The sequence below is a fragment of the Anabaena sp. WFMT genome (assembly GCF_051781005.1).
Taxonomy (GTDB): domain Bacteria; phylum Cyanobacteriota; class Cyanobacteriia; order Cyanobacteriales; family Nostocaceae; genus Anabaena.
The window spans coordinates 448,145-463,074 of record NZ_JBPWOA010000006.1; the positions used below are offsets into that span (position 1 = coordinate 448,145).

Genomic DNA, 14,930 nt, shown 5'->3' on the forward strand with positions numbered 1-14,930 from the left:
GACATCGCTGATATTGTCGGATAGTTCATCCCTCTACGCCCATTCCCAAACTACAATAAGAAGATATATGTCAGTATTTTGATTAATTTGCTCTATGTCAGTTTTAGCAGCGATCGCAGTTTTGGCTATTTTGATTTTGGTACATGAGTTTGGACACTTTATAGCTGCCCGTTCTCAAGGCATTTACGTTAACCGCTTTTCCTTGGGTTTTGGTCCGATTCTTTTAAAGTACCAAGGATCACAAACGGAATATACTATCCGCGCTTTCCCTCTAGGTGGCTTTGTCGGCTTCCCTGATGACGATCCTGATAGCCAAATTCCACCCAACGACCCAAATCTGCTGCGGAACCGTCCAGTTTTAGACCGAGCAATCGTCATTAGTGCTGGAGTAATAGCAAATCTCATATTTGCCTATTTAATGCTGGCTCTGCAATTGGGTATCGTTGGCATACCACAAGAATTTAAGTATCAACCAGGTGTAATTGTCAAACCAGTCAATGAGCAATCCGTTGCTTACCAAGCCGGTCTAAGAGAAGGAGACATTATACTGGCAGTTAATGGTCAGGAACTCACAGCTGATAGCAGTTCAACCTTGTTGCTCACCAAAGAAATTCAAACCCATCCAAATCAGCAAATTGATCTGAAAGTTCAGCAACAAAACCAACAAATCCCCCTGAAATTAACTCCTCAACAGGGTGCTGACGGTAAAGGCTTAGTGGGTATTGAACTAGGCCCCAATGGAAAAGCAGTTTATCGTCGTCCTCAAAATCCTGGGGAGATATTCACCGTTGCAGCTAATCGGTTTCAACAGTTATTTGTGGGTACACTCAAAGGCTTTGGACAATTAGCTACCAACTTTCAACAAACCGTTGGGCAAGTTTCCGGCCCAGTGAATATTGTCAAAATTGGCGCAAAATTAGCTGCTGACAATCTTGCTAATTTGTTTTCTTTTGCGGCAATTATCAGCATTAACTTAGCAGTTATCAATATTTTACCTCTACCAGCCTTAGACGGTGGACAACTGGCTTTTCTGCTCATTGAAGGTTTACGCGGTAAGCCTTTACCTATGAAGATTCAAGAAGGTGTGATGCAAACTGGTTTAGTGTTACTCTTAGGATTAGGTATTTTCCTAATCGTTAAAGAAACAACTCAGTTAACATCCCAGTTAGATTGGGTACAAAAATTGTTCCAGTAACTGTGATTCCAGAAATTTTCAACCTCTCGTATATCTCGTTCCCAGTCTCCGGCTGGGAATGCCATGACTGAGGCTCTGCCTCAACTATCATAAAATTGTTCCAGTAACTGTGATTTCAGCAATTCTCAACCTCTTGTATATCTCGTTCCCAGTCTCCGGCTGGGAATGTCATGACTGAGGCTCTGCCTCAACTATCCTATCAGGCAGATTCTAGAATAAGAGAACGAGAAAAACTAGAAAATAAATCCAAAATCGTAAATCTAAAATCTAAAATTACTTGACTCGTAAATCATTATCAAAAAAGCAACGCGCTTTAGAAATTCTCTCTCGTCTCCAGCATCTTTATCCAGATGCTACTTGCTCTTTAGACTATTCAACTCCTGTACAATTATTAGTAGCAACTATTCTCTCCGCTCAATGTACAGATGAACGAGTCAATAAAGTTACACCAGCATTATTTGGAAGATTTCCTGATGCTGAAAATCTAGCCAAAGCTGATTTATTAGAGTTAGAAGAATTAGTGCGTTCGACTGGATTTTATCACAATAAAGCCAAGAATATTCAAGGCGCTTGTCGGATGATTGTGAATGATTTTAATTCTATTGTTCCTAATCAAATGGAACAACTTTTAAAACTTCCAGGAGTAGCACGGAAAACTGCAAATGTGGTCTTAGCTCATGCTTATGGTATCAATGCTGGAGTGACAGTAGATACTCACGTTAAGCGGTTAAGTCAGCGTTTGGGATTGACTACAAATACTGAACCTGTTGGTATTGAGAAAGATTTAATGAAGTTATTACCCCAACCAGATTGGGAAAATTGGTCAATTCGCTTAATTTATCATGGACGGGCTGTGTGTAAGGCGCGTTCTCCTGGTTGTAATGTTTGTGAGTTGGCTGATTTATGTGCAAGAAAGTTGTAAATCACTCAGCACAGTCGAAACGCCATGCTAACGGTACTCGGTACTCAAAACAATTTCCCTATAATTGTCATGGACATTGTATGATGGGGAATGGTGTCTTTAACTAGATTAGGGAATTCATGGCAAAAAAGAGCATGATTGAGCGCGAGAAAAAACGCGCCAAGATGGTGGAAAAATATGCTGACAAACGGGAAGCACTATTAGACGAGTTCAAAAGTGCGGAATCTCCCCTAGATAAGCTGGAAATCCACCGCAAAATTCAACAACTACCTCGTAACAGTGCGCCTAACCGTCGCCGTAATCGTTGCTGGGTTACAGGTCGTCCTAGAGCTGTATACCGTGATTTTGGACTGTCTCGGAACGTACTGCGGGAATGGGCGCACCAAGGACTTTTACCTGGCGTTGTTAAGTCTAGCTGGTAATCAATGGTCAGTAGTCATTAGTCATTTACTCTAAACCAATGACCAATGACCAATGACCAAGATAATTATTGACCACAACAACGATCAATTCCCAGGCTTTCTAAGAGTAGATCGCTAACGGCGTTGGCGATCGCAAATTCTCCATAAAAGCTTTTGGAAAAATCGAATGCCTGCATCTCTGTAACAATAGCAATTACCAGAGATCCTAAGTCGTTTTCTCCTTCCATACGTTGTCGCACAAAAATCTGTGCTGCGCGTTGAGCAATCTTTTGATTAATTAATTCAGGAAGAAATTCTGCATCTAGCCACCGCAGCAGTCGCTTTTGCAACCATTCACCTTCTAACTGAGGATTCTCAGACGGTGGTAAAGTAATGGACGAAATTGGCTCAGTCATCTTTGTATATATTAAATAGATTTTGTTTACCAAGGTAATCTCAGAAGAACTTAGAATCTTGCTGATAATAGCAAGGTGCTTTCGTCTGGGGCTTTTTTTGATTATTTGCTGAACTATGCAATATGATGTCGCCGCTATTATTCGAGGTTATTCTCAAGGTTATTTTCTCATGGCTGATGAGAGCAATGGACTGGGATGGTATGGAAGTAAGGAAAGAACTTTAATCCCTTTGGATGAGAAATTTCGCTACCCCAAGTCCTTACAGCGTGTTCTCAACCAAAACAGGTTTACAGTAGCTATTAACCGCGACTTTCTCGGTGTGGTTGCTGGTTGTGCTAACCGTGAAACAACTTGGATTTCTCCAGAATTACAAAAGATTTACTGGTTACTTTACCAGACAGGTTATGCTTATAGTTTTGAAACTTGGCAAGGTGATCAACTAGCGGGGGGAATTTTAGGAATTGTGATTGGTGGTGTTTTCATTGGTGAATCAATGTTCTACCGCATTCCTGAAGGTTCTAAAGTAGCAATGGTGAAATTGGTAGAAAGATTGCGCCAAAGGAAATTTATGCTGTTTGACGCGCAAATGATGAATCCCCATTTAGCCAGATTTGGCGCTTATCCTATCAATAATAAAGAATATGAGACTTTACTTCAGCAGGCTTTGCAACTTCCCTGTTCCCTGGAGTGAGTATGGTGAGGATGGGGAAATGGTCAAATATTGTTCCCTGTTCCCTGCCTCTACGAAAAATATGGCTTACGCCTCCCGTAAGGGATACATAAATCAAATCGGATCACTATATCTGTTATAGATAATGCGATCGCTGGTTGGTGGGGTTTGCAAAAATATACTCACATCCAACTAGCAGCAAACCTCCAATTGCTAAATCGTTCATCTGCCACTTGCCAAGCATTATTTTGGTTGGTGATATTCCTCTTTATGATTTTAAGACATCTGTCTTCAGTAGGGTAAAACTCCTAATTTGTATATGATAACTTTGCTAAGAATACTGATTAATTGCAATTGGAGTTAATGATGACATACACGCAAACTCACGATCCAACTATTCGTGAACATATTCAAGCTTGGCAAAAATTGGATGTAGATCAACAGCTTGCTTTGTTTTGGTTTATCTATAAAGAAATGGGGGGTTCGATTACTCCTGCGGCTCCTGGTGCTAGTACTGTCTCCCCAGAAATAGCTGAAGGTTTATTTAATCAAGTTAAGGAATTATCTCACGAACAACAATTACAAGTTCAGCGTGATTTGATTAATAAAGCCGATAACCTAATTTCTCGTGAATATGGCTCTTTGAGTGATACCACCAAGCTACTATTTTGGTATCGATTATCTCAAGGCATGGAAAATGGCACTATCATTCCTATGCCTAATGATTATGAACTTACTTCCGCATCAGAAGCGTTGTTTGGCAAAATTAAAGGATTAGCCTTTGAGCAGCAGATCACTCTTTTCCGTGATTATGTTTCGCCAATGGGTACTGAAGCCAAACCAGGTGCTGAAATTTAGCACTTTTGAACTTTTTAGCAAGAGAGGCAGTTCTAGAGTACGGGCAGTATTCCTGCTGGCTCCTGCACTGAATAATATCAGGTGATACCATTTTACATAAACCCTGATATATACAGGACTTACTCACTGTACAAATTCATCAAAATAGGTCGTTTTAGGCTTTGATTACTCATGACTTTGATAGTCAATCAATTTTGGATTTACGTTAGCGAAGCGTACGCAGCGCAGCGAGTATTTTGGATTTTGGATTGACTCCACCCTAAAGTGTGTAGCTTGAGGATTTTAGATTGGCTATTTTGGATTAATTCCGTCCTGAAGGGGCAGGGCTTGTACCGAAAATTCCCAATCCAAAATCTAAAATCCAAAATCTAAAATTTTTTGGTCAATAGATGCCCTCTGTATGGGTAAAGCTCATTCCTAAACCCCTGCGACAGATCCGGTTTTTTCCATAAAATATATTCGGTATTTTCTGTCAATGCGTAAGTCCTATTATCTTTCCTCTGCCTTCAATCACCTGCTGACGAGATTTTCTGTGACTAGGGTAAGGCTAACCCATGCACCTTTATCGTCATAGCTACGAATTAAGCGTTGGCGTAAATTTGGTTTAATCAGCCACCCTACCTCTAAAAATAAAGGTTGACGTAATTGCACTTGTAAGGGAGAAGTTGCAGAAACGCCATCAGGTAAGAGTAAAACTTGTACCTGCTTTTGGGGATTTTGATCAAAGATGATTATTGAATCTTTGATAGTAGCGGTGGAGGTGATTGTGCGACCATTAAAACTGGTATTTTGAATTAATTTTCCTGCGGAATCCAATTGTAGTTGTAGGGTTGTAGAGTAGGTATTGGGCTTTTGCAAATCTGGATAAATAGTTACCGCTTCACCTTGCCATTCTCCCAATAAGTCATCTATTCGTAAGATTGCGGTTTCTAGTGGTGGTTGAGTTCCCCCTAGATATTCACGAATCAAGGTTATTTTATCTAACTGGCCATTTTTATCAAATAATTGCACCAGACGTAAACGTCGATTTTCATAAATTAAACCGAGTTCAGCCCCAAATTCTGTAAATGGCGCTAGTTGAATCGAACCTTGGGAAAAAGCGCCATTTTCAAAAAACAAAGTACTCCGCGCCACCGAACTGTATTTTAAAATTAAATCTTCTTGTCCTTGACGACTAACAACCTGGCGAATAGTCTGGTTATTGTTTAACCCTGTCAAGGAAACTACACTAGGGATATCTGCTAATAGTTCCCCTTGAGGTGAATAACGAGCAAATGAACCTTGCCATTCACCGAGATTTTTCAGCAAGCATTCCCATTGTGATGTCATAAAATAAGTCCTATAATTTAACCAGATCAGAGGCAATATTACGAATTACGAATTACGTTAGCGCAGCGGGGCGTAGCCCATTACGAATTATTTCAACTCTTAGCAAACCTGCGGACAGCAAATAAGCTACCCATTAAGCCAACTGTTGCACCGAATCCTAAGAGAATCAAAGGTAATAATAAGGTTTGAGAAACAGTTAGTTGTAAACCGTTGCTAATAAATTGAATAAATTCAGGTTGATTGGCTAGTAAGCGATTAATAAATTGTTGAGTTAGAGAAATAAAACTCCAAGCGATCGCACCACCAACTAAACCAAAGGAAATTCCCTGTAAAATAAATGGTAGGTAAATCCAAGCCGAAGTTGCACCTACTAGTTGCATAATTTCAATTTCTCGTCGTCGTGCCATGACAATCAAGCCTATTGTGGTTGTTGTCACAGCGATCGCAGTCGAAGTCAAAATTATAGTAATTGTTAAAGTAATCCAATTTAGCCCCTGATGCAACTGGGCAATGCGTTTTACAGCTTCGTCTACATACTGCACCACATCAACTCCCCGCAACTTAGCTAACTGTGTCGCTAAACTCGGCACAACTAGCGGATTTAAAGCTTTTACCTTCATTTCATCAACTAGCGGATTATCTCCTAATTGCTGGGTAGCACCATCAATATCAGCAATTCCCAAGTCCTTAACTAACTTCGTCCAAGCTTGTTCTTTGGTAATTACTTGCACCGTCGCTACTTCCGGCATTTGCACTATTAATGGTTCAATATTAACCGCTTGAATACCCGATTCTAGATAAACCGATAATTCCAACTGACTACCGAACTGATTGAGAAGTCTTTCTACTTGCCAAGAGGTTTGCAGACTTAAGCCGAATAGAAATAGCAACACTGTCACAGTACTCACTGCTGCCCAATTCATCCATCCCCCCCGCAGCAACCCCAGGAAAGTTTCTTTCAGCAGATAGTCTAGTTTGGTGAAAAATTTAAACATCAAAAATTGGTAATTGGTAATTGGTGAATAATTATTCTCTGTCAACTGTCAACTGTCAACTGTCACCTATTTCCTGTCACCTAACGATAGAATTGAGTAGTAAGACATTCACCATTAAGCCACGAGAATCATGCCCTCTGATATAGCTGTAGAGAAGAAAAAGTTAAAAAATCCACCTTTGAAGCTTCATTATTTAGGCGATCGCGTCTTGCGTCAACCCGCAAAGCGTGTGACAAAAATAGATGATGAACTTCGCCAACTGGTGCGGGAAATGCTGCAAACTATGTACAGCGAAGATGGCATCGGTTTGGCAGCCCCCCAAGTGGGAATTAATAAACAACTCATTGTAATTGACTGCGAACCAGACAAACCAGAAGCACCTCCACTGATATTGATTAATCCCGTTATTAAGCAGGTTAGCAGTGAACTCTGCGTAGCTCAAGAAGGTTGTTTGAGCATCCCTAAAGTTTATTTAGACGTGAAACGCCCCCAAGTGGTAGAAATCACCTATAAAGACGAATATGGTCGTCCCAAAACATTAAAAGCCGATGATTTACTAGGACGGTGCATTTTACACGAGATGGATCATCTTAACGGTGTGGTATTTGTAGATCGTGTAGAAAATTCCTTGACTTTGGCACAGGAGCTATCTAAAAATGGCTTCTCGTATCAAACAGTGAAACCAGTAGTATAGGGTGATCTAGAGCGTGTATTTAACTCCAAAAAGCGGTTTATTTTTAGGTGGTTCTTGTTTTACTGCGATCGCAGCAGTCGGTTCTGTATTTGAACTCAGTTCTGGACAACCAGATTTAGGTGTCCCAACCACAGCCATTATCCTAGCTTTGAGCATTCCCCTCACCGTATTATTTTTTATTGCCGCAGTCAGGGATGCGCGGGCTAACAACTCCAACTAAATAGTTAGGCAAACACAAACAGTTGTTATACTTGTGATAACGCAAAAACCAAGCAAATAAAGTCAAGGCTTGAGATTCAGTACAAAACTTTTCAGATTAGCCCACCTATTTCCAGGCGGTTGAGAAATCCGAAAACCTTAATAGTGCTGAAAATAATGAAATAGATTAGCGAAGCTGCTCATAATTTCAACAGTACAATTACGGTAACTAGTGGGTATCCACAATACCAGCATGAAGCAGAAAGAAATCCTAACAATGTTACACTTTGTTTGGTTTTGTGCAATTGCTGTAGAACGGCTAACATTAAATAAGCATCAGGTACATAAAAAAGGTAAGAGGATGAAAGAAAAATGTAAACTTCACCCTTTTACCTTTTATTTTTTGCCTTTGTACTAATTAATTTAAAGCAGATAGCAGATAAATGACATACATAATCTAAATTCAACGCCAGACACAAGGTAGGCACATATTGCAATACGCCCCTACTCCTGATTCCTGAATTATGCTGTAAATAGATTGAAAATTTTGCGATCGCTTCCCGATTTCCCCAATAGAAGAATGCTACCGACTTCTACCCATCTACTCAGACTCTCTCAAGGACATCTCAACCTACTCGCAGCGTGTCCCCGTAAATTCCAGCATACCTATTTAGAACAGCTTACCGCACCCACTGACCCCCAACAAGAAGAATATCAAACCTTAGGTAGTCGTTTTCACTTGCTCATGCAGCAGCAAGAAATGGGTTTAGCAATTAATAGCTTTCTCCAAACAGACGCTCAACTGCAAAAATGGATGACATCTTTTGCCAAGGTTGCACCAGAAATATTAACACCTGATATTGATAACCAAACTTTCCACGACAGTGAACACTATCGGATTTTGCAAATTCAAGATTACCTACTTACAGTTATCTATGATTTATTAATTGCAGATCCTCAAAAAGCACAAATTCTCGACTGGAAAACCTATCCCCAACCACCAAATAAAAGCTATTTAGCTAAAAATTGGCAAACACGTCTTTATATGTATGTTCTAGCAGAAACTAGTGAATATTTACCCGAAAATATATCCATGACTTATTGGTTTGTTCAAACTCAGGGTAAACCTAAAAGTATTCAGTTTAACTACGACACTCAACAACACCAACAAACACAACAAGAATTAAATCAACTATTGAATAATTTAACTAATTGGTTAGAACAATATCACCAAAATCAGCCATTTCCCCAAAAACCAGCATCTAAAAAATCTTGTGAAACTTGTCAATATGCTTTCCTTTGTTACAATCAAACAAATAATCAATTAGCAATAACATCTCAAAACTTACCAAATATTGATCATATCCAAGAAGTATCACTTTGAAAAAATTGGAAAATAAAGTTTTTTTAATGAACTATACCTTACCTTAATATAGAGAATTTTAACTGTAGGGGCGGGGTCTCCACGCCCTCTTTCCTTCCCCCTCTTTCTTGTCCTCTCGATGGTATTGCATCCAACTTTAAATTTTCATTAAAATTATTATTAAATTACAACTTCAGCAATAAATATGAAAGCCTTTGATGAAACTGACACAATTTATGTCCGTGAATTAGGAATTGATGATATTGCTCCAGTTTATCACTTAGGTGAAGAACAGTTTACCAGTGATTTATATCCTTATTTATACCGCACTTGGGATGAATGGGAAGTAATTGGACTTTATAACACAGATCCAGAATATTGCCTCATTGCAGAAACAGATAGCGAACTAGCAGGATTTATTTTAGGAACAATTATTAGTAAATCATCTTGGACATATGGCTATATTCTGTGGTTATGTGTAAATCCCAAATTTCAACGTCAGGGTGTAGCAGATAAATTAGTTGATAAAGTTGTAGCACGAATGATTGAAGATGGAGCGCGGTTTATGTTGGTAGATACAGATCCTACGAATATACCAGCAGTGAAATTTTTCAACCGTAAAGGCTTTGGTAACATCCGCCAGCATATATTCTTATCCATGAATTTGAGTAAACACCCATATTATGGCAGACTGATAGATTATGAACATCAAAAAGCAGAAAGAGCAGGTTATAGGCGCACACGTCCTACTATTCGTTCTCGTAAATCAGAAGGAATTCCTGGTGAAGTAGCTATCAATCCTTTGGTTAATGAATCACCAACAGATTTAATTATCAATGATGAATGAATTTTGATTTTTAATTTTTTAATTAATTAAATGCAGTGGATTTTAGCAGCAACTGAACAACCTCCTGAGTGGTTCATTCAAGCAGTGAAACACTACACACCTCTATCAAGTGGAATTTTTGCCGCCCAATTACTTTGGCAAAGGGGTATAAAAAATGAATTACAATTAGCCGCATTTGTTAATTTTAAAAATTATCAACCAGCTAGTCCCTTTGAATTTGGAACAGAAATGCATTTGGCAGTAAAACGCCTCAAAAATGCAGGAGGAAAAGGTGAAAAAGTCGCTATTTGGGGAGACTTTGACGCAGACGGTATTACCTCAACTTCTGTATTGTGGGATGGTTTAGGACAATTTTTTATTCACAATCAGCAATTAACTTATTACATTCCTAATCGCTTAAAAGAATCTCACGGACTGAATCAACCAGGAATTGATAATTTAGCTGAACAAGGTTGCAAATTAATCGTTACTTGTGATACTGGTAGCACAAATATTGATGAAATTATTTATGCTCAACAATTAGGTATAGATGTCATTGTTACAGACCATCATACTTTACCCCCCGAACGTCCTCCAGTCAGTGCAATTATCAACCCTCGTTATTTACCAAAAGAACATCCATTGTTTCATCTTTCTGGGGTTGCAGTAGCTTATAAATTGGTGGAAGCACTGTATGAAACTTTGCCTGATATTCCACAAAATCCATTAACTGAGTTATTAGATTTAGTTGCAGTGGGATTAATTGCCGATTTAGTGCAATTAAGTGGTGATTGTCGTTATTTAGCCCAGTTAGGGATTCAACAACTCCAAGCAGATTATAAAAAACCAGTTACGGAAAGAAGACGGCCAGGAGTAGGGCGATTATTGGAATTATGTCAGAAAAATGGCGATCGCCCCACAGATATTTCTTTCGGTCTTGGTCCCCGTATTAACGCCGTTAGTCGCATTTATGGTGATGCTAGTTTCTGCGTAGAATTACTAACAAGTCGGGATATTAAACGTTGTCAGCAACTAGCAGAAGAAACAGAATTAGCTAACAGCCGGCGCAAGTCATTACAAAAAGATGTACAGAATCAAGTCTTTAAAAAACTCTCTCAATTAGATTTATCAACTACTAGTGTAATTGTTTTAGAAGACGCTCAATGGCCTAGTGGGGTTTTAGGTTTAGTTGCAGGTCAAGTTGCCCAAGAAACTGGTCGTCCCACGATTTTATTAAGTACAGAAAGTGGAGAATCCCAGCCAATTTTAGCACGAGGTTCGGCACGTTCTATTAATTCAGTTGATTTATATCAATTAGTTAAAGAACAAGCACATTTATTGCATCGTTTTGGGGGACATCCCTTTGCGGCAGGTTTGAGTTTGTTAGTTGAAAATATTCCTTTATTTACAGATGCAATTAACCAAAAATTGCGACAATCTTTAGGAGGAATGAATCTCGCACCCACAGTAACAGCAGATTTAGAAGTGAAAGTTGCAGATTTAGGAAAAGAATTATTTTTAGAACTCAAAGTTTTAGAACCATGCGGAATGGGAAATCCAATTCCCAAGCTATTAATTAAAAATTGTTGGTTTGAAAATTCTTGGCATCGCAATCAGCAAGATTTACAAGGCAAAAAAATACAGTATATTAAAACAGAGTTTGATATTCGGGATGATTCTACTCATAACCCTTTTCCTGGTATTTGGTGGGGACACTATAAAGATGAATTACCTCTAGGTAGATGTGATTGTATTGCTGAAATAGACTTTAATAGTTTTAAAGATAAAAATCGCTATGAAATTAGATTAGTTGCTGTCCGTCCCAGTGTTGAAGCAGAAGTAAAAATTCACACCTCAGCGATGATTCTAGACTGGCGAAATCAGGACTATTCAGAGAAAAACTCAGTCCTGATGATTTCAAATATTCCAACGAGTTGGGATGATTTACGCGCATGGTTTAGAAAGTCACTTTATAATCAGCAACAACTAGCCTTAGCTTGGTCGAAACCTCAAAACTCTGAACCCAAAGACATTTGGCTCACTTTAGTAGGAATTGCTAAATACTTCAGTCGCACAAATCAACTTGTGACTCGCATCCAACTTTTAGAGAAACTGGGTATCAGCGATAAAAGTTTACATTTAGGTTTTAAAGCTTTAAAATACTTAGGATTTACAGTTCAACGACAAGACCGTTCTTTGCAAATTACCTGGAACTCAACAATTAGCAACGAAGCCAGTGCTGATACTGTGATTAACCAATTTTTAGCTGCCGTTAGAGAAGAACAATTTCAACAAGAATATTTTGCCAACGTACCTTTATCTATTATTCAAGCAATGATTGCCTTTGACAGTTTCCCTTAATAATATCTGCGCTAAAAATGGCACTTTGTTTTTAAAAGGATGCTGAAACCACTTTCTTTATTGTCTAATTACCTGTAATTTTTTATCAAAAATACTTTGTATACTATTCCATAAGTTATAAATCTGATTTGTAAGTTTACAACTTGGGAATAATTTAATTTTAAAATAAATTGAATATAAAAAGTCATATGGGTCTATAGAACCTATACATTAAGTTGAGGCTATAATCATGCTAGATAAAAACATCCAATCTAATTTGCTTGAAGAGCTATCCACAGAGCAGGAAGAACTTATAGCTGGGGGAAAATCCGGGTATAGCAGCGACAGAGATGTGGCCTGGTTTCCAGTACCAGTACCAGTACCAGTACCACCCCCACCCCTACCCCTACCATATCCATATCCCCATAATAGATAGTTGATGAACTAGGTAGTCTGCTCTAAAAAACTTACTCAAAACCAAATAAATCCCGACAAACCAGACATTAAATAGTTTTGGTATTCTTTTCGGTACCTTCCACGGTTGGGAATCCGATGCCATTCATAGGCAATTCACCAGAGCAGTGTCTATAAAGAGGTGAACTCAACCTCCACAATTCACTGCCTCCGCAAGCTACAGACGACACAAAAAGAGTTTGAAAACTCTTAATTAAATCCTAATTTTTAATGTTAACTGCGGTATTTTCATCTCTACGTTGAATATGTCCGCAGTTTTAATATTTATATACTCTATTCGCAAAGGAGTCAAATCTACTTTGCTTTTCAGTAGAAGGATCTGTAATTAGTTTTGTATAAGTAATAAAACAATACTTTTTCAAGTATTTCAAAAGTTAGAAGTTTAATTCGTAAGTTTACAACTAGGGAATCATTTAATTTTTCAATAAATTGAATATAAAAAAGTCATATAGGTTTATAAAACCTATGAATAAATTGAGGCTACAGTCATTGAGGCTATAATCATGTTAGATCAAATCATTCAATCTGATTTGCTTGAGGAATTATCCACAGAGCAAGAAGAACTTATATCTGGGGGACAATTACGCTCTAACGGCGGAGATGTCGCTTTTATCCCACCCCCACCCCCACCTCCACCTCCACCCCTACCCATACCCCTACCCATACCCATACCCCCTAGAGGTGGACGCGGAGGTAGACACGGATCTCGTAGATAGTTGGTGAACTAGGTTGCCCGCTCTGAAGAATTTACCTAAAACCAGATAAATCCCAACCAACCAAACAAACATTAAATAGTTTTGGTGTTGTCTTCAGTACTTTCCACTGTCGGGAATCAGATACTATTCACAGGCAATTCACCACAGCAGTTGCTACAACAGAGAAATCCCATTCAGAGGGAACAGGAAAAACTCATGTTTAAAAACATGAGATTGAAATAATGACACTGTTTTTTTTCGTGCCACTCTCCTTCAAAAAACATCTTTTTTTTGACTGAGCTTTAAACTCAGAACAAAAGTTTTTTGTTTTTTATCTGTTCCCTGTTCCCTTTTTTTTGTAACACACTGCATATGCAAGCTAAGATGCTAATGAACAAGAGTTTTAAAACTCTTAAATCTTCATTTTTAATGTTAACTGCGTCATTTTCACTTCGTATTTTGAACATGACCGCAGTTTTCACATTTATATACTTTATTAAACAGGGGGTTATTTTTTTGTTGCTGTTCACAACTATAACATAAACAAAATTTCCATCAAATTCATTAAGTGAGAGGAATAACCCGTATTTCTCACAAACAATGTAATCTCAATTTGTATAACCCCTATAGAGAATCGGTTTCAGGCATTTTTTACAAGGTTGATTTTTGATGCAGTATGAAACTCCAGAATCCAGATTTTATAAGGGTTTGAGAATTTTGGTGAGAAATCCGGGAATAATTAGACAAGCGAAAGATAGCAAGAGCGCAATATTAGTATTATTCTCTATTTTGCTTTTTAATAAAAAGTATTTCAAAGGTTAGAAATTCAATTCGTAAGTTTACAACTTGGGAATAATTTAATTTTTCAATAAATTGAATATAAAAAAGTCATATAGGCTTATAAAACCTATGGATAAATTGAGGCTACAGTCATTGAGGCTATGATCATGTTAAATCAAATCATTCAATCTGATTTGCTTGAGGAGTTATCCACAGAGCAGGAAGAACTTATATGTGGGGGACAATTCGGTTTTCCACCACCTTTCCCACCACCATGTCCACCTCCTCCATTGCCACCTTTTCCAGGCTGCGTACCTCTACCTTTACCCCTTCCCATACCCCCTGGAGGTGGACAGGGAGGTGGAAGCGGAACCCCACCATTCCCATCATACCCACCCACTCCCATACCTCCTGGAGGTGGACAGGGAGGTAGACGCAGACATCGTAGATAGTTGGTGAACTAGAACTCGCTCTGAAGAATTGACCCAAAACCAGATAAATCGCGACAAACCAAACATTAAATAGTTTTGGTGTTGTCTTCAGTACTTTTTACTGTCGGGAATCAGATACCATCCATAAGCGATTCACCACAGCAGTTGCTACAACAGACAAATCCCAGTAACATACTGCATATCCAAGCTAAGAGGCTAATCAATGAGAGTTCTAAAACTCTTAAATCCTCATTTTTAATGTAACTGTGGCATTTTCATTTCGTATATTGAAAATGACCGCAGTTTTTACATTTATATACTCTCTTAGAAAGGAGTTAAATCT

General features: G+C 38.5%; 16 protein-coding genes. 13 read left to right on the forward strand and 3 right to left on the reverse strand.

The genetic code is table 11. The annotated features are described in order from the left end of the window. Nucleotides 1-94: 94 nt before the first annotated feature. The 3 genes from rseP to rpsN all read left to right on the forward strand — a co-directional run bounded on the left by rseP (nt 95) and on the right by rpsN (nt 2,539). Nucleotides 95-1,195 carry an RIP metalloprotease RseP gene (rseP, locus tag ACSQ6I_RS06650; RefSeq protein ID WP_438889584.1) on the forward strand — a complete coding sequence of 367 codons (1,101 nt, stop codon included), beginning with the start codon at nt 95-97 and terminating at the stop codon, nt 1,193-1,195. Between the two features lie 277 nt (nt 1,196-1,472). Continuing rightward, nucleotides 1,473-2,117 carry an endonuclease III gene (gene nth, locus ACSQ6I_RS06655; protein ID WP_015213684.1) on the forward strand — a complete coding sequence of 215 codons (645 nt, stop codon included), beginning with the start codon at nt 1,473-1,475 and terminating at the stop codon, nt 2,115-2,117. Between the two features lie 119 nt (nt 2,118-2,236). Further along, nucleotides 2,237-2,539: a 30S ribosomal protein S14 gene (gene rpsN / locus ACSQ6I_RS06660; protein ID WP_438889585.1), complete on the forward strand. Its 303-nt coding sequence runs from the start codon at nt 2,237-2,239 to the stop codon at nt 2,537-2,539. Nucleotides 2,540-2,604: 65 nt separating this feature from the next. Here rpsN and ACSQ6I_RS06665 read toward each other — a convergent pair whose 3' ends face one another. Continuing rightward, nucleotides 2,605-2,934 carry a hypothetical protein gene (locus tag ACSQ6I_RS06665; RefSeq protein WP_438889586.1) on the reverse strand — a complete coding sequence of 110 codons (330 nt, stop codon included), beginning with the start codon at nt 2,932-2,934 and terminating at the stop codon, nt 2,605-2,607. A 115-nt stretch (nt 2,935-3,049) separates the two neighbouring features. Here ACSQ6I_RS06665 and aat point away from each other — a divergent pair, with 115 nt between their 5' ends. Together aat and ACSQ6I_RS06675 are read left to right on the forward strand one after the other, a co-directional pair. After that, nucleotides 3,050-3,625, forward strand: coding sequence for a leucyl/phenylalanyl-tRNA--protein transferase (gene aat, locus ACSQ6I_RS06670; protein ID WP_438889587.1), 576 nt, complete (start codon nt 3,050-3,052; stop codon nt 3,623-3,625). Between the two features lie 345 nt (nt 3,626-3,970). Beyond that, the gene (locus ACSQ6I_RS06675) at nt 3,971-4,462 is read left to right on the forward strand and encodes an orange carotenoid protein N-terminal domain-containing protein (protein WP_438889664.1); all 492 of its coding nucleotides are present in this window, start codon (nt 3,971-3,973) and stop codon (nt 4,460-4,462) included. Nucleotides 4,463-4,972: 510 nt separating this feature from the next. Here ACSQ6I_RS06675 and ACSQ6I_RS06680 read toward each other — a convergent pair. Continuing rightward, a complete protein-coding gene (locus tag ACSQ6I_RS06680; protein WP_438889588.1) occupies nt 4,973-5,791 on the reverse strand; it encodes a DUF3598 family protein in 819 nt (272 codons plus the stop codon). A 92-nt stretch (nt 5,792-5,883) separates the two neighbouring features. Next, the gene (locus ACSQ6I_RS06685; RefSeq protein ID WP_438889665.1) at nt 5,884-6,786 is read right to left on the reverse strand and encodes a cell division protein FtsX; all 903 of its coding nucleotides are present in this window, start codon (nt 6,784-6,786) and stop codon (nt 5,884-5,886) included. A 130-nt stretch (nt 6,787-6,916) separates the two neighbouring features. Here ACSQ6I_RS06685 and def point away from each other — a divergent pair, with 130 nt between their 5' ends. From def to ACSQ6I_RS06725, 8 genes are all read left to right on the forward strand, one after another. Next, on the forward strand, nt 6,917-7,480 hold the full coding sequence (def, locus tag ACSQ6I_RS06690; RefSeq protein ID WP_438889589.1) for a peptide deformylase: 564 nt from the start codon (nt 6,917-6,919) through the stop codon (nt 7,478-7,480). A gap of 13 nt (nt 7,481-7,493) precedes the next feature. After that, nucleotides 7,494-7,700, forward strand: a complete 207-nt coding sequence (locus ACSQ6I_RS06695) for a hypothetical protein (RefSeq protein ID WP_015213691.1) — start codon at nt 7,494-7,496, stop codon at nt 7,698-7,700. A 558-nt stretch (nt 7,701-8,258) separates the two neighbouring features. Beyond that, the gene (locus ACSQ6I_RS06700) at nt 8,259-9,062 is read left to right on the forward strand and encodes a PD-(D/E)XK nuclease family protein (protein WP_438889590.1); all 804 of its coding nucleotides are present in this window, start codon (nt 8,259-8,261) and stop codon (nt 9,060-9,062) included. 184 nt (nt 9,063-9,246) lie between these two features. Continuing rightward, nucleotides 9,247-9,888, forward strand: a complete 642-nt coding sequence (locus ACSQ6I_RS06705; RefSeq protein WP_438889591.1) for a GNAT family N-acetyltransferase — start codon at nt 9,247-9,249, stop codon at nt 9,886-9,888. A 30-nt stretch (nt 9,889-9,918) separates the two neighbouring features. Beyond that, complete coding sequence (gene recJ, locus ACSQ6I_RS06710; protein ID WP_438889592.1) at nt 9,919-12,228, forward strand: single-stranded-DNA-specific exonuclease RecJ; 2,310 nt, start codon at nt 9,919-9,921, stop codon at nt 12,226-12,228. Nucleotides 12,229-12,457: 229 nt separating this feature from the next. Further along, nucleotides 12,458-12,643 (forward strand): hypothetical protein, encoded by a 186-nt coding sequence (locus ACSQ6I_RS06715; protein WP_438889593.1) that lies wholly within the window; start codon nt 12,458-12,460, stop codon nt 12,641-12,643. 541 nt (nt 12,644-13,184) lie between these two features. Next, the gene (locus tag ACSQ6I_RS06720; protein ID WP_438889594.1) at nt 13,185-13,397 is read left to right on the forward strand and encodes a hypothetical protein; all 213 of its coding nucleotides are present in this window, start codon (nt 13,185-13,187) and stop codon (nt 13,395-13,397) included. A 926-nt stretch (nt 13,398-14,323) separates the two neighbouring features. Beyond that, nucleotides 14,324-14,608 (forward strand): hypothetical protein, encoded by a 285-nt coding sequence (locus ACSQ6I_RS06725; RefSeq protein WP_438889595.1) that lies wholly within the window; start codon nt 14,324-14,326, stop codon nt 14,606-14,608. Nucleotides 14,609-14,930: the final 322 nt, after the last annotated feature.